Annotated in this window: 21 protein-coding genes and 2 tRNA genes; 2 read left to right on the plus strand and 21 right to left on the minus strand. The window is 66.8% G+C overall.

From position 1 onward, the window contains the following. Window positions 1–392: 392 nt before the first annotated feature. Genes AC5RUU_RS18275 through AC5RUU_RS18300 form a run of 6 tightly spaced genes read right to left on the minus strand, consistent with a single transcriptional unit; the run spans window position 393 to window position 5,533 of the window. A complete protein-coding gene (locus AC5RUU_RS18275; protein ID WP_493976628.1) occupies window positions 393–1,151 on the minus strand; it encodes a hypothetical protein in 759 nt (252 codons plus the stop codon). Then, window positions 1,148–2,155, minus strand: a complete 1,008-nt coding sequence (locus tag AC5RUU_RS18280; RefSeq protein ID WP_493976629.1) for a VWA domain-containing protein — start codon at window positions 2,153–2,155, stop codon at window positions 1,148–1,150. The genes AC5RUU_RS18275 and AC5RUU_RS18280 overlap by 4 nt, the downstream gene beginning before the upstream one ends. Beyond that, window positions 2,152–3,168: a vWA domain-containing protein gene (locus tag AC5RUU_RS18285; protein WP_493976630.1), complete on the minus strand. Its 1,017-nt coding sequence runs from the start codon at window positions 3,166–3,168 to the stop codon at window positions 2,152–2,154. Before AC5RUU_RS18285 ends, AC5RUU_RS18280 begins: the two co-directional genes overlap by 4 nt. Next, entirely contained in the window at window positions 3,159–3,629 is a 471-nt protein-coding gene (locus AC5RUU_RS18290) for a hypothetical protein (RefSeq protein ID WP_493976631.1), read from the minus strand. Before AC5RUU_RS18290 ends, AC5RUU_RS18285 begins: the two co-directional genes overlap by 10 nt. After that, entirely contained in the window at window positions 3,619–4,518 is a 900-nt protein-coding gene (locus AC5RUU_RS18295) for a DUF58 domain-containing protein (RefSeq protein ID WP_493976632.1), read from the minus strand. The genes AC5RUU_RS18290 and AC5RUU_RS18295 overlap by 11 nt, the downstream gene beginning before the upstream one ends. Before the next feature lie 7 nt (window positions 4,519–4,525). Continuing rightward, window positions 4,526–5,533: an AAA family ATPase gene (locus tag AC5RUU_RS18300; RefSeq protein ID WP_493976633.1), complete on the minus strand. Its 1,008-nt coding sequence runs from the start codon at window positions 5,531–5,533 to the stop codon at window positions 4,526–4,528. A gap of 139 nt (window positions 5,534–5,672) precedes the next feature. Between AC5RUU_RS18300 and AC5RUU_RS18305 the strand changes: the two genes are divergently transcribed. Next, a complete protein-coding gene (locus AC5RUU_RS18305) occupies window positions 5,673–5,876 on the plus strand; it encodes a hypothetical protein (RefSeq protein WP_493976634.1) in 204 nt (67 codons plus the stop codon). Window positions 5,877–5,884: 8 nt separating this feature from the next. Here AC5RUU_RS18305 and AC5RUU_RS18310 read toward each other — a convergent pair whose 3' ends face one another. From AC5RUU_RS18310 to AC5RUU_RS18335, 6 genes are all read right to left on the minus strand, one after another. Beyond that, entirely contained in the window at window positions 5,885–6,757 is an 873-nt protein-coding gene (locus tag AC5RUU_RS18310; RefSeq protein ID WP_493976635.1) for a carbohydrate ABC transporter permease, read from the minus strand. After that, entirely contained in the window at window positions 6,754–7,635 is an 882-nt protein-coding gene (locus AC5RUU_RS18315) for a carbohydrate ABC transporter permease (protein ID WP_493976636.1), read from the minus strand. The genes AC5RUU_RS18310 and AC5RUU_RS18315 overlap by 4 nt, the downstream gene beginning before the upstream one ends. 3 nt (window positions 7,636–7,638) lie before the next feature. Further along, window positions 7,639–8,991 (minus strand): extracellular solute-binding protein, encoded by a 1,353-nt coding sequence (locus tag AC5RUU_RS18320; protein ID WP_493976637.1) that lies wholly within the window; start codon window positions 8,989–8,991, stop codon window positions 7,639–7,641. A 115-nt stretch (window positions 8,992–9,106) separates the two neighbouring features. Continuing rightward, window positions 9,107–10,309, minus strand: coding sequence for an ROK family transcriptional regulator (locus tag AC5RUU_RS18325; protein WP_493976704.1), 1,203 nt, complete (start codon window positions 10,307–10,309; stop codon window positions 9,107–9,109). Between the two features lie 162 nt (window positions 10,310–10,471). After that, the gene (locus AC5RUU_RS18330) at window positions 10,472–11,641 is read right to left on the minus strand and encodes a class I SAM-dependent methyltransferase (protein ID WP_493976638.1); all 1,170 of its coding nucleotides are present in this window, start codon (window positions 11,639–11,641) and stop codon (window positions 10,472–10,474) included. Between the two features lie 58 nt (window positions 11,642–11,699). Continuing rightward, window positions 11,700–12,782 carry an FAD-dependent oxidoreductase gene (locus AC5RUU_RS18335; protein WP_493976639.1) on the minus strand — a complete coding sequence of 361 codons (1,083 nt, stop codon included), beginning with the start codon at window positions 12,780–12,782 and terminating at the stop codon, window positions 11,700–11,702. Between the two features lie 116 nt (window positions 12,783–12,898). Here AC5RUU_RS18335 and AC5RUU_RS18340 point away from each other — a divergent pair, with 116 nt between their 5' ends. Then, window positions 12,899–14,221, plus strand: a complete 1,323-nt coding sequence (locus AC5RUU_RS18340; RefSeq protein ID WP_493976640.1) for a class I SAM-dependent methyltransferase — start codon at window positions 12,899–12,901, stop codon at window positions 14,219–14,221. Window positions 14,222–14,312: 91 nt separating this feature from the next. Here the strand turns inward: AC5RUU_RS18340 and AC5RUU_RS18345 are convergent. From AC5RUU_RS18345 to obgE, 9 genes are all read right to left on the minus strand, one after another. Beyond that, window positions 14,313–14,388: transfer RNA gene (locus tag AC5RUU_RS18345), tRNA-Ala, on the minus strand. A gap of 208 nt (window positions 14,389–14,596) precedes the next feature. After that, window positions 14,597–14,669: transfer RNA gene (locus AC5RUU_RS18350), tRNA-Ala, on the minus strand. Window positions 14,670–14,781: 112 nt separating this feature from the next. Beyond that, window positions 14,782–15,183 (minus strand): ribosome silencing factor, encoded by a 402-nt coding sequence (gene rsfS, locus AC5RUU_RS18355; RefSeq protein WP_493976641.1) that lies wholly within the window; start codon window positions 15,181–15,183, stop codon window positions 14,782–14,784. Between the two features lie 38 nt (window positions 15,184–15,221). Continuing rightward, window positions 15,222–16,544 (minus strand): hypothetical protein, encoded by a 1,323-nt coding sequence (locus AC5RUU_RS18360; RefSeq protein WP_493976642.1) that lies wholly within the window; start codon window positions 16,542–16,544, stop codon window positions 15,222–15,224. Between the two features lie 7 nt (window positions 16,545–16,551). Continuing rightward, on the minus strand, window positions 16,552–17,208 hold the full coding sequence (nadD, locus tag AC5RUU_RS18365; protein WP_493976643.1) for a nicotinate-nucleotide adenylyltransferase: 657 nt from the start codon (window positions 17,206–17,208) through the stop codon (window positions 16,552–16,554). Between the two features lie 13 nt (window positions 17,209–17,221). Next, the gene (locus AC5RUU_RS18370; protein WP_493976644.1) at window positions 17,222–17,452 is read right to left on the minus strand and encodes a hypothetical protein; all 231 of its coding nucleotides are present in this window, start codon (window positions 17,450–17,452) and stop codon (window positions 17,222–17,224) included. A gap of 80 nt (window positions 17,453–17,532) precedes the next feature. Next, entirely contained in the window at window positions 17,533–18,909 is a 1,377-nt protein-coding gene (locus AC5RUU_RS18375) for a glutamate-5-semialdehyde dehydrogenase (RefSeq protein WP_493976645.1), read from the minus strand. A gap of 26 nt (window positions 18,910–18,935) precedes the next feature. Further along, entirely contained in the window at window positions 18,936–20,087 is a 1,152-nt protein-coding gene (proB, locus tag AC5RUU_RS18380; protein WP_493976646.1) for a glutamate 5-kinase, read from the minus strand. Next, window positions 20,077–21,663: a GTPase ObgE gene (obgE, locus tag AC5RUU_RS18385; protein ID WP_493976647.1), complete on the minus strand. Its 1,587-nt coding sequence runs from the start codon at window positions 21,661–21,663 to the stop codon at window positions 20,077–20,079. The genes proB and obgE overlap by 11 nt, the downstream gene beginning before the upstream one ends. Window positions 21,664–21,689: the final 26 nt, after the last annotated feature.

A 21,689-nucleotide genomic window follows, 5' to 3' on the forward strand; every position in this document is an offset into this window, starting at 1 on the left:
CCCTGCGCCCAGCCCGTCGGCCGGGACCCCTGCTGCGGCCTGCTCCCGCCGCTGCGCCTGATCAAACGCGACGCTGATCTCGGCCTGCCGGGCAGCAGCCAGCGACTTCACATCCTCCAGCGCCCGCAGCTGGTCAATCATCCCCGCACCATCGCCGGCGACACGGAAAGAAGCCAGGACCGCGAAAGCATCAGCAACCGCCGGAACACCACCGCGCCCCGCAGGTACCCCCGCGACTACCCCTGCCAACGCCCCAAACGCCTCCATAAACAAAGTCTTCCAGCACCCACCGACAACCTCGGCCACCCAAAACCCCTATGTGGAAAAGCCGCGCAGGTAAACCTGGCGCCCACAGTCGTCGTTCCATCCATGGCCTCCGCGTGGCCGAAGCGCTACCAGGGGCGCTCCGGCCCCGTAGCGTCACTGGTATCCCGAAGGTAGTCCTCCCGTTCGCGGCCCGCGTTGCGTTCGCGCTCCGCCTGCCGGGCATTCTCCTCAAGCTGCTCCAGGTGGCTTTGATGCGGGGATGACGGCTCCCCGCTGTCCTCCTGCTGCGTTTCCCCGGGCGCTTCTGGCGGTTGAGCTGCAGCAGCCAGTTTGCCGTTCAGACGCCGTTCCGCCTCGGCCAGGTGTTTGCCCGCGTCCTGGCCAGTGGCCCCGGAGAAGCATCCCGGCGGCGCGGCCCCCGCCACGCCCAGGGCTTCGGCATAGAGGGGGGCGGCCGACGACGGGTCCTCCGTCCGCAGCTTGCCGTCACCAATTCTTTCGATGGCCAGGCTGAGATTGACCCGGACAGTGCACTCGTCGGCAGAGCCAACGGGCACTGCGGACAGCGATTCCTCGAACAGGAGCCGGGCGGCGGGATAGTCCCCGGCCAGGACCTTGGCGTCGCCTGCCGCGAACGGGGCCTTATGCCGCTCGACGACGTTCGCCAGGTTCAGCCCTTCAGCTGCCGCGCCGACAGCTGCGGCGTCTTTCGCTGCATATGCGCCCGCAGCCTGCCCGGCAAGCAGGCCAAGGCTGAGCAGCTTTGCGGCAACAGAGAGCAGAATCAGCACCGGCACAGCAGACCAGAGCAGGAGGCGCCGCCTGCGCAGCCGGCTCCCGTTGGTGTTGTCCGGGATGACCGGCGCCGGCATGGAAGGGGTCATCGGACCGTCTCCCTGGTGTCGCCGGAGCGCCCGTCCAAGCGGCTCGGCCCGGTAACTGATGCGGGTTCAGTCTTGGTGTTAGCCGGCCGCAGGTCCCGGACCCGCCGGATGACCACGGCGGCTTCCACCAGGGCCAGTGCGAAGGCGCCGGCCGCGAAGAGCCAGTAAAGCTCTGTCCTTCCCGGCAACGATCCGGCATTCGGGGTGTGCTCCAGCGCGCCGGGGCGGGCCTGCTGCAGCATGGCCGCCGCCCGATCACCGGCAGCCCGGTGCACATACGGCACCTGCATCTGCGCGGCAATCTCCCGGAGCCTTCCTTCGTCAATGACGGACACTGCGTCCCTGCCGCTTCCATCCCGGACGTACTGCGGGGACTGTGCTCCGCCGTCGGACTCCACCCCCGTGTTCTCCTTCATCCGTCCGCCGGCTGCGGTGCCGTAACCCAGCACCGCTCCCCCGGCCACCAGGCCGTTGTCCAGTTCCATCGGCTCGGGCCCCCTGGAGCTGGTCTGCTCCCCGTCGCCGAGGTAGAAGACGAGCCGCGGCCGTTCCGGGCGGCTGTCCCGGGCTGCCGCGAGGCGTTCGGCCAGCACCTCGCGGGCTGCCGTTATGGTGCTTCCCTGGGCGTAGGCGGTGACTTGGGGCTCAAGGACGGACGTGATGGTTTCCAAAGCAAGCGTGTCGGTGGTCAATGGCATCCGGACGTGTCCCTTGGTGTCAAAGGTGATCACGGAATAGCGGGCTCCCGGCAGTTCGGCGGCGATGGCCCTGATGTCCTGCCTGACGCCGTCCATCCGCGGCCTCCCGTTGCCGTAGTCTTCGGCCACCATACTGCTGGTGGTATCCACCACGAAGAACACGTTGAGATCCGACGTCGACGCCTGGGCGGTGCCGCCGGGCAGGCCTGGCCGCACCAGGGCAAGCAGCAGGAGCGCCACCAACACGATGCGCCGCAGCCAGGCGCGATGCCGCTTTAGCAGGGCAGGAATCCGGCGGCCGGTCATATCCGCAACCGCCACAGCGCCGTACAAAGGGCGAGCCCGGACAGGAGCGCAGCAGTCAAGGGCAGCGCAGGCTGGTCAGAGACAACAGCCCGTGGCGCACCCGGGATGGCTGCTGTCTCTGTTTCCTCCACGGCCGACACAATGCCCGGGATCGCCTCCGGGTTGTCCAGCGCGTAATAGGTGCCGCCGGTGGACTCCGCAGCCGCCCTAAGCTCGGCCCCGGGCTGGCCGGCGCCGGATCCGTAGTCGAAATCCCCGGGATTCAAGGCGTAGAGGCGCACGGTCCGGTCCGCCGCCAACTGTGCAGCCTCCGCCAACGTCATGATGGGCTCGCCGGACAAGAGGTTGTCCGTGGCCAGGACCACCGACCGCGAGCGCTGGGGGGTGTTCGGGCCCGGAGTATCTCCGGTGCCGTTGTCCTGCTGCGGAAAGCTGTTCAGGCACGATGCCAGACCGTCACCGATCAGGGATGAGCCGCGGCCGCTCCAGGTCCCATCGAGGAAACCCGAACTGCCGGGCTTTCCCTCGAACGCGTCCCGTGCCAGCCGCAACTGTTCCTGGGCGTAGTCATAATCGTCGGTCAGCGGAAAGACCTGGATGGCCGTGCTGTCGAAAATGGTCAATCCGATCCGTTCGCCCGCGAACTCCCGCGCCAGCCCGGCATAGGTATCCACCACCTCCGCGTCGGCACTGCTCATGGACCCTGACGCGTCCAGGCACAGCATGATGTCCCTGTTGTGCTGCTCCGGCGTGGTGGTGGTGAGATCCACCGGACGGGCCGCAGCGACCGCGGACGAGACCAGCAGTGAGACGCAGGCAAGCGCGGCCACCGCCAGCCACCGCCGGTAGCGCCGCAGCGCTGCCTGGTACTCCGGCAGCATGGTGAGACGGTCAGTATGCGCCGCGGGCCGCCGTCGGGCGTAGTTGCTGCGGTCTGCGCGAGCGGCCGCCAGGGCAACGGCGGCAGCGGCAAGCACGGCCGGCGGAAGCAGCCACCAGAACATCAGCTCCAAGTGCTCACCGCCTCCCGGGCCCTGGCAGCGGCGGCGGAAACGGAGGGCAACGGTTCGGTGCCGAATTCGCCCGGGTACAGCGCCCCGACGGCAGACGCGGCAACAGGCAGCTGATGCCGTTCCAGGTCCAGGCGCGTCATCCGGAGTGCTTCCACTCCGGTGGCGTCCCGGACGAAACTGCGCAGCAGGTGGCTGATCTCCTGGTGGGTGGCCCGGACGCCCAGGCGGCCGGCCGCGGCGTTCCTTTCGACGTCGTCGATGCGTTGCAGGTAGGCGGCTTTCAGCGCCGGGAGGTCCGTGAGGGCGCGGGGGCGCGGGTTGTTTGCCGCCCTCCCCGGGCGGCGGGCGGCGGCGGAGACGAGGACGTACCAGCCTGCCACCAGTACGAGGAGTGCCACGCCTGCCCACATCCATACCGGGTTGTACTGCAGCGGACCGTAGAAATCGGAGTCAGCCTGCACGGCGGTGCCTTTCCAGGAGGGCGAACAGCGCGGTGACTACGTCTCCGCTGGCGGCCAGCTCACCCTGGGTGATGCCTGCCCGGCGCAGCATGGCGTTGCGGGCCGTGTCTCGTTCGGTGAGAGCCGTTGTGTAGGCGGCCGTGACGGATGCGGTGTGTGCCAGGTGGCCGGGAAGCACAGCGGAGTCGGCCACACTGTAGAAGTCCCGGGAGGCGGCGCCATCAGCGCCGGAAAGTGGCAGCGCCAGGTCCGCGTCACGCACCGTGAGCCAAAGAATTTCGTGCTGCGCGCGGAGCCGGCGCAGGAGTCCGGCCAAGGCGGGGCTGGCGGCGATCTCGTCCGCGACGACGAAGATAAGGTTCCGTCCCTTCACGGTCCGCGCCACGTGGTCCAGCTGGTTTTCAAGCCTGCTTGGCGCCGCATCCATGCCCGCACCCCCATGGACCTGCCGGAGGAGCCGTTCCAGGTGCGCTTCGCCTGCCTTTGCGGGAATGAGGCGGGTGCCGGCGGAGTCGCCGCTGACCAGCCCGACCACGTCACCATGCCGGTGTGCCAGGTACCCCATGACTCCCAGGGCCATGACAGCAATGTCCTTCTTCGCCTCCCCCGTCCGGGAAAGGGCCGCCATGTTACGTCCGGTATCAGTGAGCAGCAGGAGCGTCTGGCGGCGCACCGCCATGTAGCGCTTGATGAGCGGAGACCCATGACGCGCGGACGCTTTCCAGTCGATGTCCCGCACTTCGTCTCCGGGCACGTAGGCGCGGAGGTCGTCAAAGTCCAGGCTGCGGCCACGGAACACTGAACCGTACTCGCCGTCGAGCATGCCGCGTGCTTTGCGGTGGGCGAAGATCGCCATCCTGGACTTCACGCGCAGGAGGAGGCTGGCCATGCCGGCCTCAGGGAGTCTGGACGGCAGCGACGATGGCGTCGATCACCGACTCCACCGGCACCTGCTCGGCCACGGCGTCAAAGTTGAGGATCAGCCGGTGGCGCAGCACCCGGTGGGCCAGCGCCTTGACGTCCTCGGGTACCACATGGTCCCTGCCGTTGAGCAATGCCACCGCGCGGGCCGCCTGGCTGAAGGCGATGCTGGCACGGGGGCTGGCGCCGAACTCGATGTACCCCGCCAGCCGCTGGTCGATGTACTGGTGGGCGTTGCGGGTGACGAAGACCAGTCCCACGATGTAGTTGATGATGGCCGGGTCGATATAGATGCGCCGGACGATGTCCTGGACCCCGGCCACCGAGTCCAGGGATGCGGCGGCGGCGGGGGCTTGCTCCGGCGTGAAGACTCCGGCGTCGATCCGGCGAATGATTTCGGCCTCCTCAGCCGGGGACGGGTAGTCAAGCACCTCCTTGAGCATGAAGCGGTCCATCTGGGCTTCGGGGAGCTGGTAGGTGCCCTCCTGCTCGATGGGGTTCTGGGTGGCCAGCACCAGGAACGGCGACGGCAGCCGGTAGTCCTGGCCGCCAATGGACGTTTGCCGTTCCTGCATTGCCTCAAGCATGGCGCTCTGGGTCTTGGCGCTGGAGCGGTTGATTTCGTCCAGCAGCACGATGTTGGCGTGGACAGGGCCCAGCTGCGTGATGAAGGTTCCCTTGGCGGCGTCGTAAATCTGCGTGCCCACGATGTCGCTTGGCAGCAGGTCCGGGGTGCACTGGATCCTGCGGAACTCTGCACTGACCGCCTCGGCCACCGTTTGCGCCGCTGTGGTCTTGGCCAGACCCGGGACGCTTTCCAGCAGAACGTGGCCGCCGGTCAACAGCCCCACCAGCAGTGACTCCCGCAGCCGTGACTGCCCCACAACCTTGGCTTCAAAGCTCCTGGAGATACTGGCGACCACTTGTTGTGCCCGTGCCAGCTCCGCCGGTTCGATTCTCGCGGATGTACTGGTCTGAAGCACTGTAAATCCCCCTGGTGGCTGTTCATGGCCGTGCCTGCCGGACGGCTGCACTCCGCCGCCATCCTATCCAAGACCGGGAGCACTGCCCCGGCAATGGGGACCCCTCCCCATCAGGGGCATGCAGGTCTATCCTTTTGCCATGAGTGAGCTTCCAGCCAGTTACAAGGAGTTTCTCGCCGACAAGAGCGAGATGTTCATCAGCACGGTCCGGCCAGTCCTGCTGCAGTCTGCGGCAGACAAGCTTCACGGGGTCCGCGTCACGTACAACCCCGGTTCCACCGGCCACCAGGCCCACCTCGATGACAGCATCCCCTTCGGGGTTGTGGTCGAGGACATCGACTAGAACCGACCCTAGCCGCGCACGGCTCCAGACAGCGCGAAAGAGCTGCCGGCCCCCCTTGCCACGATGACGTACAGGGCCAGGACCGGCAATGAGTACAGGATGGAGAATGCGGCCAGCTGGCCGTACGCGACTGCCCCATGCTGTCCGAAGAAGCTGTAGATGGACACCGCCGCAGGCTGCTGTGCTTCGGACAGGAGCAGCACGAACGGAACGAAAAAGTTCCCCCAGGCCTGGATGAACACGAAAATGAAAACGACGCCGAGTCCCTGGCGCATGAGCGGCAGCACAATGGTGCGCAGCGCCGTCATCCTCGAGGCGCCGTCCACCCAGGCGGCCTCCTCCAGGGACACCGGCACTCCGTCCATGAAATTCCTGGTCATCCAGATGGCCATCGGCAGCGTGGTGGTGGCCATGAAGAAGATGGTGGCCGGCATCGAATCAAGCAGTTCCAGCCGAACGAACAGGCCGTACACCGGAACCATGATCGCCGTGATGGGCAGGCACGTCCCGAACAGGACCGCGTAGAGGAACGGCGTGTTGAACCGGGAGCGGTAGCGGGAAAGCGGGTACGCGGCAAGCACGGCCGCCACCAGGGTGACCATCCCGGTTCCTGCGGACAGGACCATGCTGTTCCACAACGGCTGCAGCAGCAGTTGGGGCGTCAGGATGGCGGCGAAGTTCTCCAGGCCCGGCTGCCGCGGCACCCGGGTTTCGTGTCCCGCCTGCGGGTCCAGGGAACCCAGGACAAGCCACAGCAGGGGCAGCAGGAAGCAGGCGCCCACCAGCAGCAGGACCATGTCCGCAGGGGTGCTGCCGCGCTTGCGCCGGGGCGGCAGCACCTGCTCCCGGTGCGGCTGCAGCGTCCTGGCCGGGGCGGTCACGGCCGCGGCTCCCTCAGCATGCGGATGTACACCGCGCCAAACACGGCGCCGATAATGATGAGCACAGAGGCCACCGCCGCCCCGTACCCGATGTCACCAAACTTGAAGGCCTCCTGGTAGGCCAGGATGGGCAGCGTGGTGCTGGCGTTGGCGGGGCCGCCGGCGGTCATCACCCAGACCAGGGTGAACACCGCCAGGGTCTGCAGCGTAATGAGCATCAGGTTGGTGGCGATGCTGCCACGGATCATTGGCAGAGTGATAAACACCAGCCGCTGCCAGCCGCGGGCGCCGTCCATCTGGGCGGCTTCGGTGACCTCCGTGGGAACGTCGTTAAGCGCCGCCCGGTAAACGAGCATGGAGAAGGCGGTACCGCGCCATACGTTGGCCAGCATCACGGCCACCATCGGGAAGGCGTACAGCCATTCCGGCCGCCCGAATCCCAGGCTCCCCAGCAGCTGGTTGAGTGTCCCGTCCTTGCTGAAGTAGGCGTAGGCGGCGAACGCGGCCACAATTTCGGGAAGCACCCAGGCGGCCACCACGGCCGTTCCCACGAGGGACGACACGACTGGTCGCGCCCGGCGCATCAGCACGGCGATCGCGAGGCCCAACAGGTTCTGGCCAAGCACTGCGGACCCTCCCACGAACATGACAGTGAGCCAGAGGGAGAGTGGGAAAGCCGGATCCGTGAGCAGCCGCTGGTAATTCTCCACTCCCACCCATTCCGGGTTCCTGGCGCTGCGGCCGGTCAGTCCGGCGTCGGTCAGCGAAGCCTGGAATGCCCAGAGCACAGGGCCGGCCAGGAACACCAGCAGGAGCACGACGGCAGGGAGGACCGGCAGGTAGCGGACCAGCTGCCGTTGCCGGTGGCTAAGCAGCACAGGTTACTTCCGGACGGTCTTGTCGCCGCCCACTATGTCAGTGACTGCTGCGTCGTAGTCGGCTGCCGCCTGCTCCGGCGTCCGCGTGCCGGTGATGACGGCCTCCGTTGCTTCCTGGACCGCGGCGGAAATGCGGGGGTAGTCGGAAGTCGCCGGCCGGTACCGTGTGACGGAGACAAGCGCGGAGACGTCCTTCACGAAGGGATTGGCACCCTGGTAGCCGGGATCGTCGGCCACGTCCGTACGGACCGCGATCTGCGAGCTCTCCACGGTGAACGTGAGGGAGTTCTTCTGGTTCAGGGCGGTGGTCAGGAACTTGAACGCCAGGTCCGGCTCTTTGGTTTCGGCGCCTACCGCAAGGGTCCAGCCGCCGGACATGCTGACTGCGCCCGGAGCCTCACCGTTCTGCGTCGGGAACGGGGCCACGCCCATGTCCTGTTCGTAGCCTGGCCATTCGTAGCTGCCGCCCTCCTGCCAGAACGACGGCGCGTAGGAACCTTCCACGGTGGCGCCCAGCTTTCCGTCCGGGAACCATTCGCCGAACACCTTCTTCCAGACGTTCGCGTCCAGTGCCTCGGCCGGGGTGACGGCAAGCTGTTCGTCATAGAGCGTCTTGAGGAAGCCCAGCGAATCCTTGAACCCCGCCGAACCCACCACCCACTTCTTGCTTTCCTCGTCGTAGAGGCTGGATCCGGTGCCGTAGAGCAGTTCGTAGAACCCCTGCATGACGGTCCCCTCACCGGTGCCTTTGCCGGCGTACATGTTGAACGGGGTCACCGAGGGATCGTTGGCTTTGATCTTCCTGGCCGCATCGAGGATGTCCTGCCAGCTGCGCGGCTGCCAGGGGTCGCTGACGCCGGCGGCTGTGAGGACCTTCTTGTTGTACCAGATGGCGCGGGTGTCGGTGCCCAGCGGCACTGCGTAAGTGCCGCCGTCGTCCGCACGCCCGGCAGCCTTGGCGGCGTCATCGTACTTGTCCCAGTCCTCCCAGCCTTCAAGGTGGGAGTCAAGCTTCAGGAGGTATCCGGCGTCGACGTCGGAGCGCACCTTGAAGGTGTCCTCGTAGAACACGTCCGGCGCCGTTGACGGCGAGCGCAGGGCAAGGGCAAGCTTGGTGCCGTAATCGTCGTCGTTGCCCTGAATGGGCTGCAGCTCAACGGTGACGCCCTGGTTGGCCGCCTCGAACTCCTCCTTGGCGGCCTGGAACATGGTGTCCAAGGCGGTAAAGGAATCGGTCTTCTGGTACGCCACCTTCAGGGTCTTGGACCCCTGATCCGGAGTACCCGGGGTACAGGCCGCCAGTGCAACCAGTGCCGCAGCGATCAAGGACATGCTCTTCAGGGCCCGGCGACGCATGGTGCTCCATTCGGTCTAGAGCTGCGGCCCCGTTGTCAGCGGGCCCCAGCCGCGGCAATATGCACATGCTAGATGGGAGGGGGGCCGCAATCAAGGCGCGCGGCCAATGCGTCGCTCAGCTCTCCAGCAGCAGCCGCTGGGCGCGGGGGGCCAGCGTGTGTTCAAGCACCAGTGAAGCTGCGCCAATGGCGCCCACGTCCTCCCCCACGCCGGTGCCCACCACCTCGATCGGGTGGATCAGCCTGGCGGCACTGTTGCCGTCCAGCAGCGGGGGTACCTTCTCCAGGAAGCGTTCAGCCATGCCGCTCCAGAAGGGGCCGCCGAAGACCACCCGCTCGACGTCCAGGGTGTTGGTGACCACCGACACCGCCCTGGCAACCAGCACGGCCGACTTGTCGATGATGGCGGCCGCGCGCTGGTCGCCGCCGTCAGCAAGTTCGCACAGCCTGGCGAAGCTCTGCTGTATTTCGGCTCCGCTGTTTCCGGAGCGGGAACTGTCCAGGATGCCGGCGGCCTCAGCTTCGGCGACCAGGACCTGCGGGATGCAGGATGACTTTACGCACCCCCGCAGCCCGCAATCGCACTGCGGCCCGTCCGGGTCCACGACGATGTGGCCGATTTCGCCGGCGTTGCCGGAAGTGCCCCGTACTACCTCGTCGTTGAGCACGATGCCGCAGCCGATGCCCGTCCCCATGTACATGAAGACAAAGCTGCCGGCACCGCTGGGCCCGCCGGCCCACGTTTCGGCAACCGCTGCGCTGGTGACGTCCTTGTCCACCAGGACGGAGTAGCCCGTGGCGTCGGACAGCGCGTTGCGCAGCTCCACCCTGTCCCAGCCGGGCAACAGCGGTGGATCCACCACAGTCCCGTTGTCCAGGTCGATGGGCCCCGGAGCTGCAACCCCCAGGCCCGCGATCCTGTCCCGCTCCACGCCGGAGTCCTCCACCAGCTGCGAGATCTCAGCAGCGATGGTGCTGATGACCGCTGTGGGATCATTTCCGCCCGGCGTTTTAATCCGCGAGTGGCGCACCACCGCCCCCACCAGGTCAAGGACCACGAAGGTGGTTACGGCGGGGTCCAGGTGCACGCCCAGGGCGTACATTCCACGAGGGTTGAGGCGGAGAATTGTGCGCGGTTTTCCAGGTCCGCTGCCTTCCTTGCCGGCTTCAACGATGAGGTTTTGGTCCAGGAGGCGGCGGGAGATATTGGAAATGGTCTGCGGCGACAGTCCAACGATCTGTGCGAGCTCCACCCGGCTCAGGCCGCCGGCCGACCTGCGGATGGCATCGAGGATCACCGTGAGGTTGAAGTCGCCCATCCTGGGCAGGTTGGTTCCGCGCCTCGGTGACGATTGGCGGATCTCGGTCACGGTGTCCCCTAAACATCTTTGGCCATGGTTGTGGTGCTGCTTGAATGGTACGTTACGCGTGGGCGCAGACCCATAGGGCGGGACAGCGGCGCGGCGGCCTTGCGGATACATTTACCGGACGCTGCGCCTGACGCTCCTGGTCACCAGGAACTTGGGGTTTTGCCCCTTGACGGCGGTGGGGCCAACATGCCGCTCCAGCGCCGGGAGATAGGGCAGGTGGCGGTTGAACACTGTCCACAGCTCGCCCTCCGGCGCGAGGACACGGCCGGCGGCTTCGATCATCTTCAGCCCGGCGCCCGCATGGACGCCTGCACCGACGTGGAAGGGCGGATTGAGCAGCACCAGGTCTGCGCTGCCGGCGTCCATGGTGCTGAGGGCGTCATCCTGCAGGACCCGAATGCGGTCTTGGAGTCCGTTCACGCGGGCGGTTGCCAGGGCGGAGGCCACGGCAGCGGCGGACTGGTCTGTGGCGGTCACGGTTGATCCCGGCGAGTGCCGGGCGTATACGGCGGCGAGGATACCCGTGCCGCAGCCAAGGTCGATTGCGTGGCGGGCGGGCGTCATGGCGGGCAGGAAGGTCAGCAGGAAACGGGTGCCGATGTCCAGTTTCGGGCCGGCAAAGACCGCCCCGTGGGCTGCCACGTCAAGGTCCAGTTCGGCAACGTGTTCGACGACGGGAAAGCGGTCCTGCTCCGGGCTTGCCTTCACGCCCGTGGCCACGATGATTCGGGACTTTTGCCGGGCGAGCTGCGGCTGGACCGAATCGAAGTACTTTTCGAGGACGGTGTTCATACCGAGGGTCATGTGCTTCACCCGTCCGCCGGCCAGCAGCGTTACACCGGCCGGCGCATGCCTGGCGACCGCCGCCGCAATTTCGTCCAGCTCGGCCAAAGTCTTCGGCAGCTGCAGGAGCACGGTCTGCGCGTCCGCCAGGAGCCCGGGGCCAAGCGGCACCTGCTCAAAGCCCGGCACCGTGGCCGCGCCGCCGTCGTGCGCGCTGGCAGCCCGCCAGGCCTCCGCGTTCAGGCGCAGCGCCCGCTCCCCGGTAACCAGGTCCTGGTGCACCCGGACCGTGCCGGGGGCCAGCACGGCAAGCGCTCCCAGGGTCAGGGCGCCGTAGCGGTCACCGACAACGGCAAGCGTACTGCCCGCAGCCACATGCTCTGCTGCCTTCTCCAGCAGCAACGAGTCAGTGGCATCCCAGGCCTGGAGGTTGGGTGCCTCGACATCGGGCCGCCGCCGGAGCACCCGGAAGACGTCCTCAAGACGGTTGGTTGCCACTGTTTCCTGCTGCTTTCTGCTGTTCCTGCTGCCGTGCGCCTGTGTTGTTGCGGCCGGGTCAGCCCCACGTTACCGTTTCCGCGGCAGGAGCTATCCCGGGGAGCTTCAGGATGGCGGCAACGGCCGCGCGGCCTGCCCGGTTGGCGCCAATGGTGGACGACGACGGCCCGTAGCCCACCAGGTGCACGCGCGGTTCGGCCGCCACCTGCGTCCCGTCCATGACAATTCCCCCGCCAGGCTCCCTCAGGTGCAGCGGCGCGAGATGCTCAAGCTCCGCCCGGAAGCCGGTGGCCCAGAGGATGACGTCGGCCTTCAGGAAGCTTCCGCCGGCCAGGCGGACACCGTCCGGCTCGATGGCCGTGAACATGGGTTGCCGGTCCAGGGCGCCGCGCGCGGCCGCGGCCCGGAGCGCGGGCGTCCAGATCAGCCCCGTCACCGCCACCACGCTTTGCGGGGGCAGCCCCTTGCGGACTCGTTCCTCCACGAGCGCCACGGCGTCATGTCCCGCCCGGGCGTCGAACTCCGCGTCGCGCCACACCGGCTCCTGCCTGGTGAACCAGCTGGTGGAGGTCACCTGCGAAATTTCGTCGAGGAGCCCGACGGCGGAGATCCCGCCGCCCACCACGATGACGTGCCGCCCCGCGAACTCCTCGGCGGTGACGTAGTGGGCCACGTGGAGTTGCCTGCCGCGGAAGGTGGACTGCCCCGGGTAGATGGGCCAGAACGGCCGCGTCCAGGTTCCCGTCGCGTTGATGACCGCCTTTGCTGCCCAGCCGCCGTCGGATGTTGAAATGGCCAGCCTGCCTGCCGGGTCGTTGTCTTCGCGGCTGACCGTGCGGACTTTGACAGGGCGCCGGACGGCCAAGCCGAGTTCCTCCTCGTAATCGCGGAAGTAGCGGGTAAGGAATTCCGAGCTGGGTTCGCGGGGATCGACGGCGGGTTTGGCAACGCCGGGGAGGTCGCTGATCCCGTTGACGGTGGCCATCCGGAGGCTTTTCCACCGGTGCCGCCACGCACCTCCGGGCCCTTCTTCGGCGTCGAGCACCACATAGTCAAGCCCGCGGCGCTGAAGGTGGTAGGCGGCGGAGAGGCCCGCCTGGCCCGCACCGATCACAACGACGTCGGTTCGGGCAGAATTCACTCCCCCATGATAGTCGGGCGGGGGGTTCTGGCTTTAGGGTTGGCCCATGGAACCGGCCCGGAGGGCATGGGAAACAGTACCCGGGGCGGCCCGGGCGGAAGAGGAAGGCAGCCACCATGACTAGAGACCGGGGGGCGGCAGCAAGGCTGGCCAAGGCGTTGGGAATCGTCCTGGGCACGGAGCAGATACCACTGCGCCTGAGGGCGTGGGATGGCTCGGAAGCCGGACCGGACGGGGCGCCCGTGCTGGAGTTCCGTTCACGGCGTGCCCTTCGCAGGATGCTGTGGTCGCCTGGCCAGTTGGGGCTGAGCCGGGCTTACGTGTCCGGCGAGATCGATGCGCCGGGCGATATCTTCGAGGCCTTCTCCGCACTGAGTTCGGCCGGCAAGTTCGCAGAACCCGGCCCGTTCCGGCCTCCTGCCGCCGCCGAACTGTGGACCCTGGTCCGTACGGCCATCCGGCTGGGAGCCGTTGGCCCCAACCCTGCCCCGCCGCCCGAAGAAGCACGCATCGGCCGCAAGGGCAGGCTGCACTCGCGCCGCCGTGACTCGGCCGCCATCTCACACCACTACGACGTCGGCAACGACTTTTATGCCCTGGTGCTGGGACCGTCAATGGTTTACTCATGCGCGGTATGGCCCGGGGATACCGACGCTGCCGGTGGCGGGGCTGGAGGCCGGGAGCTGGTGGACGGGCTGGACGCGGCGCAGGAAGCGAAGCTTGACCTGGTCTGCCGGAAACTGGAGCTGAAGCCCGGGATGCGCGTGCTGGATGTCGGCTGCGGCTGGGGCAGCTTCGCCCTGCACGCGGCGGGGAAATATGGCGCCACCGTGGTGGGGGTAACGCTGTCCGCTGAGCAGGCCATCCTGGCCCGGAAACGGGCTGCCGATGCCGGACTGACGGAGAAGGTGGACATCCGGATCCAGGATTACCGGGATATCCCGGATGGGCCCTTCGATGCCATCAGTTCCATCGGGATGTCGGAGCATGTGGGGCGTGAACAGACGCCCGGCTACGCGGCGGCCCTGTTCGCCCTGCTCCGGCCCGGCGGCCGCCTGCTCAACCATGCCATCTCCTGGAACGCCGGCCCCACCAAACCGGACCCCGACTCCTTCATTCCCCGCTACGTCTTTCCCGACGGCGAGATGATCAGCCTGGGTGAAATGGTCACGGCCTTGGAGTCCGCCGGGTTCGAGGTTCTGGATGTCGAGGCACTGCGCCGGCACTACGGGCTGACCCTGCGTGCCTGGGTCAGGCGGCTGGAGGAGAAATGGGAACAGGCCTCCGCGTTGACCAGCCCGGGCCGCGCCAGGGTGTGGCGGCTATATATGGCCTCGAGTGCGCTGGGCTTCGAAAACAACCTGACGGGCGTCAACCAGGTCCTGGTCCGGCGGCCAGGAGGTGAAGAACCTCCGCTGCGCCGCAATGCCTGGATCTAAGCGCCTTCACCCAACCCGGGTCCCGGGCTTAAAGCGGAAGAGGAACCATCCCTGCCGGGTGGTTCCTCTTCCAGTCTCCTGCTGGAGACCTTGGTGGAGCTGAGGGGACTCGAACCCCTGACCCCCTGCATGCCATGCAGGTGCGCTACCAGCTGCGCCACAGCCCCGTACTTTCGCCGATCCGGACGGTTCCCCCGGAGCAACCTGACCAGCTTAATGCACTTTTGCCCGATGCGCCAATCAGGGAAAGCCCATCGTCCGCATCCGGGCCCGGGAAGGTTCGCGGATGTACCGGCGGTGCAAAAGAGGGACCCTTGGCCGGTCGGGGGAACAAAAAATCCGCCGGAATCGGATGATTCCGGCGGATTTATCCGGTGGAGCTGAGGGGACTCGAACCCCTGACCCCCTGCATGCCATGCAGGTGCGCTACCAGCTGCGCCACAGCCCCGGATTGCTGCTCCTGAACCGTTCTTCCGGGTTTCCCCGAAGCAACTCAAATATCTTAGAACAGCAATTCCGAAAATTCCAAATCGGGAATATTCCCCGGTCTGGAGGGCCGGTTACTCGCTGTCGGAAGCTGCCGCGGCCTTCGCCGATGCGTCGTCCCCGAGCTGGAGGTCCACTACTGGGCAGTCCTTCCAGAGGCGCTCGAGTGCGTAGAACACGCGGTCCTCTTCGTGCTGGACGTGGATGACAATGTCGGAGTAATCCAGCAGTACCCAGCGCCCACCGGAACGGCCTTCCCGGCGTACCGGCCGCAGGTCCTGCTTAGCCAACTCCTCCTCGATGCCGTCGACAATGGCGTTGACCTGGCGTTCGCTTGGCGCGGATGCGATGAGGAATACATCGGCCAGAGCCAACCGCTCACTGACGTCGAGGGCGACGATATCCTGGGCTATCTTGTCCGCGGCTGCCCTTGCGGCGGTGCGGGCTATGGTGATGGATGAATCTGATGCAGTCACGGGACTCCTTGTTGATTAAAAGTGTTGCTGCTGACCGGTCAGCGGGACATGCCGCTGATGATCAGGAAAATGCCTGAGATGAGCGCCACAACGCCGAAAAGCAGGATGCAGAGCTGCAGCATACGGTTCCGCTTCGCCCTGGCCAGTCCGGCCGTGGCCGCGTCCAGGGGATCGAGTCCGTACGCCGAGCTGGCTGGAATCCTGGGGAGTTCCTCTACGAGGTCCTCCGAGTGGTTGTCAGCGAATACCACCGGCTTGGGACGGGTGGCCGCCCGGGCAGCAGCCTCGGCACGGGCGATAACCTGCGAGCGGCCTGATACCCCATCCGCCGTGGCGGGGTTGGGACGGCTGGCGGGGCGCCGCTTACCGGACCCTGCAGGCTGGACTTTGCTGCCGGGACGCGTGGTGACGGGAACGTGGGAGGTTGCGGGCGGCTTCATGACCGGTCGGTCAACGCCCGGCACCTGCACAAACTCCAGGGGCGTTACCATCGCCAGGTTGTTGGCGGTTGACGGGCCCGGACGGTCCTGGGAGGCGGTTTCCCTGGTGGCCGCTTCCCGGGATGCGGGATCCATCGCCGGGGCCGGCGATCCTGCCTGTTCAGCAAGCTTCTGCTTGGCTATGGCGCGGCGGTTCATGACTGCGGCGCGCTCGGCGAGGGCGATCTGCTCCGCCAGGATGTCCGGATCGACTGCTTCCGGATCGAGGGAGGCAATATGCTCCATCTTGGCGATCTGGTTCCTGGCCTGTTCCGCGATCAGGGCCCTGGCCGCCAGGGCCTGCTCTACGGTCATTCCATCCGGGCCGGTAGATCGGGGGCCGGCAGATCGGGGACCGGCAGGTGATCCTGCCGGAGCTGAGGTTTTCTTTCCGGTTGCCCCTCCAGCGCCTTGCGCTGATTCATCCTTGGAGCCTGCGGGCGCAGGAGTATTGGATGGTGCCGCCGAAGGGCCGGCGGCGGCAGGCGGAACAATGGGATTGGCCGCGGTCAGGGCCTGTTCCTTAAGCTGTTGCAGGCGAAGCTGCCGGCGGGTGGGCGGACCTCCGCCGGCAAGCTGCCCTTCTTTTTCCTCGAGCTCCTTGATGGTGCGCAGGGCTGCGCGATCCCTGGCCCGGATCTGGGATGACCGTTGGGTGTGGGTAGGGTCCGGGGCTTTTGCGACGGGCGTCGGTTTGCCGCTGACCGCCTGGCTAGAGGCCGGGCTTCCGGCGGGCTGCTGTTTGGCTTCCTGCGCCGTGCCGGGCTGCCGGCCAGTAGCAGGGGAAAGCTGCTCCGTGCCTGTGGGCACGGACGCCTGCTGGGCATCCCTGGCCTTCCGGAGTTCCCGGCGGCTGCGGATGGGGGGCTGTTCCTGACTCATGGAGAACTCATTCAGTACTGGCTGGTTCACGTGCTTGGGAGGATGGCTGGTTTCCGCTTACCGGCGCCTGGGCGTAGAGACCGTACTTGGCGATGTACTGCACCACCCCGTCCGGCACCAGGTACCAGACGGGGTTATTCGCCGCCACGCGCGTCCGGCAGTCAGTGGAGGAAATGGCCATTGCCGGAACCTCGAGCAGGCTGACGTCGTCCCGGCCCATTCCGTCCAGCACGTGGCCAGGACGGGTGACGCCGACGAAATGGGCAAGGGACCACAGCTCGTCAATGTCCTTCCAGGACAGAATCTGCGCCAGGGCATCTGCCCCGGTAATGAAGAACAGATCCGCATCAGGACGCTGCGCACGCAGGTCCCGCAGGGTATCGATGGTGTACGTGGGCCCGGGACGGTCCACGTCAACGCGGCTCACGGTAAACCGCGGGTTCGATGCGGTGGCGATCACGGTCATGAGGTACCGGTGTTCGGGTTCGCTGACCTGCTTATGGGACTTCTGCCAAGGCTGGCCGGTGGGGACGAAAACCACCTCGTCCAGGTCAAACTCGGCGGCAACTTCACTGGCCGCGACCAAGTGGCCGTGATGGATGGGATCGAACGTCCCGCCCATCACGCCCAGGCGCAGCCTGCGGCCGGCACCGCTATGGCGCAAAACGCGGGAAATGTTAGTGGCCCTGCCCGTGATCGTGCTTGTTGGGGTGCTGGCGGTGCGGATCCGCGTGCTCCTCGGTAGCCGTGTGGCGGTTGCCGAGGTTGGTGTAGGACAGGGTGATGAACATGAGCACCAGGAAGATGGCGAAGATGACCACACCGAAGACCCACGGCTCAGCCCACAGCGGAGCGAGTTCGTGTTCTTCGCCTTCGGCGACGGTCATGGCGATCTGCTGGAGCAGCATGTTCTCCCCTAAAGTTTCAATGGTTGATGGCAGCGGAAGTTTCCGCTGCTTTCTGGCGTCTGGTCTATGTTACCGCGTTGCTACCCGCGGACCTGGCCCTCGCCCTGCACGATCCACTTGGTGGTGGTGAGCTCGGTCAGGCCCATAGGCCCGCGGGCATGCAGCTTTTGCGTGGAGATGCCCACCTCGGCACCCAGCCCCAGTTCGCCGCCGTCGGTGAAGCGCGTGGATGCGTTGACGATCACGGCCGCGGAGTCCACTTCCGCAATGAACCGTTCGGCGTTGGCCAGGTTGTTGGTGAGGATGGCCTCGGTGTGGCCGGTGGACCACGTGCGGATGTGCTTGACGGCCTCATCGAGGCTGTCAACCATTGCAACCGCCAGGTCAAGGTTCATGTATTCGGTGCCCCAGTCCTCGTCAGTGGCCGGCTCCGACTCAATGGACGCCGGCAGGGCGGCGCGGATGCGTTCATCCGCGTGCAGGCGGACGCCCGCCTTGCTCAGGGCTGCGGCGACGGCGGGAAGCACCGTGGATCCCGAGTGCACCAGGAGCGTTTCAACTGTGTTGCAGACGCTGGGCCGCTGCGTCTTGGCATTAAGCAGGATCTCCACCGCCATTTCCTCACCGGCTGATTCGTCGATGAAGATATGCACGTTCCCCTCCCCCGTTTCGATGACGGGAACCGCGGAATTGGTGACCACGGTCTGGATGAGGTCGCGGCCGCCGCGGGGAATCAGCACGTCAACCCTGCCACGGGCCCGCATGAGAACGTTGGCCCCGGCGCGACCGTACTGGTCCACCGTTTGCACCGCGTCGGCTGGAAGGCCCACGGACTCCAGTGCCTCACGCAGCACCCGCACAAGCACTTCGTTGGTGGCCTCGGCGGCGCTGCCGCCGCGCAGGATCACTGCATTGCCGCTCTTGAGCGCCAGCCCGGCAATGTCCACGGTCACGTTGGGGCGGGCTTCGTAGATGGCTGCGACCACGCCCATGGGGACGTTGATCTGGCGCAGGCGCAGACCGTTGGGCAGGGTTTGCCCGCGGACCACGTTGCCGACGGGATCGGGCAGGTTGGCCAGGTTTTCCAAGGCGGCCACCAGGCCGGCGATGCGGGCTTCCGTCAGCGTCAAACGGTCCAGCATGGCGGCAGAGGTGCCGTTGGCCTTGCCGGCGGCCACGTCCTTGGCGTTGGCCGCCAGGATTGCCTGCGTGCTGCCCTGCAGGGCGGCACCCACGGCGCGCAGTGCGCGGTCCTTCCACGCACGGTTGGCCATGGCCATCCGGCGGGCGGCGGTGCGCGAACGGTCGGCGATGGCATGGACGGCGGCCTGGACATCAGCGTCCTGGAGGGGAACCGAAGCCGCTTCCGGCGCTGCTGCAGGCGTGACCGGCTGTGCGCCGGCAGCGGCAGCGTCTACGGAATCGGCAGCAGTGTTGGAAATTAGGGCCTCAGTCATGTTCCAAGTTTAGGCGAGCCGGAGGCTCAGACCAGAACCAGGTCGTCAACATGAACAACTTCGCGGTCGTAGCCGGTGCCCAGTTCCTCACCAAGGTCCCTGGTGGACCGTCCCAGCATGCGGGGCAATTCCTCGGACGAGTAATTCACCAGCCCCCGGGCAACCACGGTGCCGTCGGCACCTGCGATCTCGACGGCGTCGCCTGCTTCAAAATCCCCCTGCACCGCCGAAATGCCTGCGGGCAGCAGCGAGGTGCGGTGATGCCGCACGGCCCGCACGGCGCCGTCGTCCAGGACCAGCCGGCCATGCACTGACGCGACGTGTGCCAGCCATAGGAGCCGGACGGGTTTGCGTGCCCCATTTACAGGGAACCAGGTGCCAACGTCCTCGCCGTTCAGTGCAGCAGCGGCGTTGGAAGTGGAAGTGACCAGGGCATGGATACCGGATCCGGCTGCCATGGTGGCAGCCTCCACCTTGGTCAGCATTCCCCCGGTTCCGACGCCGGCCTTGCCCGCCTTGCCGATGGTGACACCTTCGAGGTCCTGGGCTCCCTGGACGAGGGGGATGCGTCGGGCGCCAAGCGACGGCGGGCCGTCGTAGAGGGAGTCGACGTCGGACAGCAGCACCAGAGCGTCCGCACGGACCAGATGGGCAACCAGCGCGGCGAGGCGGTCATTGTCGCCAAACCGGATTTCGTGCGTGGCCACGGTGTCATTTTCGTTGACGACCGGAACTACTCCCAGGTTCAGGAGCCGGTCCAATGCGCGGAATGCGTTCGTGTGCTGGCTGCGGCGCATCAGGTCTTCGGCCGTGAGCAGCACCTGGCTCACCGTCACGCCGTGCGCGCCGAAGGCCTGGGTGTACCGGGCCATGAGCAGCCCCTGCCCCACGCTCGCCGCAGCCTGCTGGGTGGCAAGGTCCCGGGGGCGCTTGGCAAGACCCAACGGGGCCAGCCCGGCAGCAATGGCACCGGAGGACACCAAGATGATTTCCGTGCCTGCGTTGCGCTTGGCGGCCAAGGCGTCGGCGAGGGCGGTCAGGGACTCCTCCGAGATGCCGCCCTTGATGCTGGTCAGCGACGACGAACCGACTTTCACCACAACCCGCCGGGCGCTTGCGAGGACCCTCCTGTCCACGGAACGGGTTACCGTTTCCGCGGCTGCCGTCCTAGAAGTCATCGGCGTCCAGTCCGCTCTCCTTAACGGGCCTGGCAGCACGGCGTCCGCTCACGGACTCGGTCCAGATACCGGCTTTACGCTCCGCTTCCAGCTCTGCCCGGGCTGCAGCCTTGGCGTCGCGGCGTTCCTGCTGCTCCTCCCGCTTCTGGCTGCGGGTGGGACGGTCGCCGACGTCGGCAAAGCGGATGTCCGTGCCGCGCGGCGAAGCCAGGAGTTCGGCGCCTGCCATCATGGTGGGCTCCCAGTCGAAGACGACGCCGTCATCCTCGCCGATCACCACGGTGTCACCGGGCTTGGCACCCTGCTTGAACAGTTCCGTCTCCACCCCGAGTTTCGCCAGACGGTCAGCAAGGTAGCCGATGGCTTCCTCGTTGGTGAAGTCGGTCTGCTTGACCCAGCGCACCGGCTTTTCGCCCAGGACGCGGAACAGCGGCTCGAGGTTCTTTTCCTCACGGCGGATCTTAAACCCGGTTTCATTGACGGCGCGCGGCCGCAGCACGGCCGGCTGCACCTTTGGCGGCGCGGCTGCCACGGCATCACGGGCCGCCTTGACGATTTCGGCCATGGCGAAGCCCAATTGGCGCAGGCCTTCATGGCTGGTGGCAGACACTTCGAACACGCGGTAACCGCGGGATTCCAGCTCCGGCCGGACGAACTCCGCCATGTCCTTGCCGTCCGGCAGGTCCACCTTGTTGAGGGCCACCAGGCGCGGCCGGTGGTTCAACGGAACCACCTCGCCGTCCTGTCCGGCGTAACTCATGTCCACGGCGTACTTTTCCAGCTCGGCCTCGATGATGGCGAGGTCGGAGAGGGGGTCCCGGTCCGATTCCAGGGTGCCGCAGTCCAGGACGTGGACCAGGGCGGCGCAGCGCTCCACGTGGCGCAGGAAGTAGTGGCCGAGCCCCTTGCCTTCGCTCGCGCCCTCAATCAGCCCCGGAACGTCTGCGATGGTGAAGCGGACGTCTCCGGCCTGCACCACGCCCAGGTTGGGCACCAGGGTGGTGAAGGGGTAGTCGGCTATTTTGGGGCGCGCCGCTGACATTGCCGCGATAAGGCTTGATTTGCCGGCCGACGGGAAGCCGACCAGCGCGATGTCCGCAATGGACTTCAGTTCCAGGACGATGTCCCGGGCCTCGCCCTCGATGCCCAGCAGCGCGAATCCCGGCGCGCGGCGTTTCTGCGACGAGAGGGCAGCGTTGCCCAGGCCGCCGATGCCGCCGGCTGCGGCGACGTATTCGGCGCCTTCACCCACCAGGTCCGCCAGGACGGTGCCGTCCTTGGCCTTGACCACAGTGCCATCGGGGACGGGCAGGACGAGGGTCTCGCCGTTCTTGCCGCCTCGCCAGTCGCCCATGCCCGGGCCACCGTTGCTGGCATGGCGGTGCGGGGCGTGGTGGTAGTCGAGGAGGGTGGTGGTCTGGTGGTCCACGCGCAGGATGACGTCGCCGCCGTTGCCGCCGTTGCCGCCGTCGGGACCGCCGAGCGGCTTGAATTTCTCGCGGTGGACGGAGACACACCCGTGGCCGCCGCTACCGCCGGATACGTGCAGTACTACCCGGTCTACAAAACTGGCCACGTAAATCTCCTCAGTGCTGTTTTGCC

The organism is Arthrobacter sp. K4-10C (genome assembly GCF_059090085.1).

What these genes read in the sequence shown, in the direction of transcription:
- AC5RUU_RS18275 (WP_493976628.1), bottom strand. Translation starts at nt 1,151, where the DNA reads ATGACCCCTTCCATGCCGGCGCCGGTCATCCCGGACAACACCAACGGG.
- AC5RUU_RS18280 (WP_493976629.1), bottom strand. Translation starts at nt 2,155, where the DNA reads ATGACCGGCCGCCGGATTCCTGCCCTGCTAAAGCGGCATCGCGCCTGG.
- AC5RUU_RS18295 (WP_493976632.1), bottom strand. Translation starts at nt 4,518, where the DNA reads ATGGCCAGCCTCCTCCTGCGCGTGAAGTCCAGGATGGCGATCTTCGCC.
- AC5RUU_RS18305 (WP_493976634.1), top strand. Translation starts at nt 5,673, where the DNA reads ATGAGTGAGCTTCCAGCCAGTTACAAGGAGTTTCTCGCCGACAAGAGC.
- AC5RUU_RS18320 (WP_493976637.1), bottom strand. Translation starts at nt 8,991, where the DNA reads ATGCGTCGCCGGGCCCTGAAGAGCATGTCCTTGATCGCTGCGGCACTG.
- AC5RUU_RS18325 (WP_493976704.1), bottom strand. Translation starts at nt 10,309, where the DNA reads ATGGGCGACTTCAACCTCACGGTGATCCTCGATGCCATCCGCAGGTCG.
- AC5RUU_RS18340 (WP_493976640.1), top strand. Translation starts at nt 12,899, where the DNA reads ATGACTAGAGACCGGGGGGCGGCAGCAAGGCTGGCCAAGGCGTTGGGA.
- AC5RUU_RS18360 (WP_493976642.1), bottom strand. Translation starts at nt 16,544, where the DNA reads ATGAGTCAGGAACAGCCCCCCATCCGCAGCCGCCGGGAACTCCGGAAG.
- AC5RUU_RS18370 (WP_493976644.1), bottom strand. Translation starts at nt 17,452, where the DNA reads ATGCTGCTCCAGCAGATCGCCATGACCGTCGCCGAAGGCGAAGAACAC.
- AC5RUU_RS18375 (WP_493976645.1), bottom strand. Translation starts at nt 18,909, where the DNA reads ATGACTGAGGCCCTAATTTCCAACACTGCTGCCGATTCCGTAGACGCT.
- proB (WP_493976646.1), bottom strand. Translation starts at nt 20,087, where the DNA reads ATGACTTCTAGGACGGCAGCCGCGGAAACGGTAACCCGTTCCGTGGAC.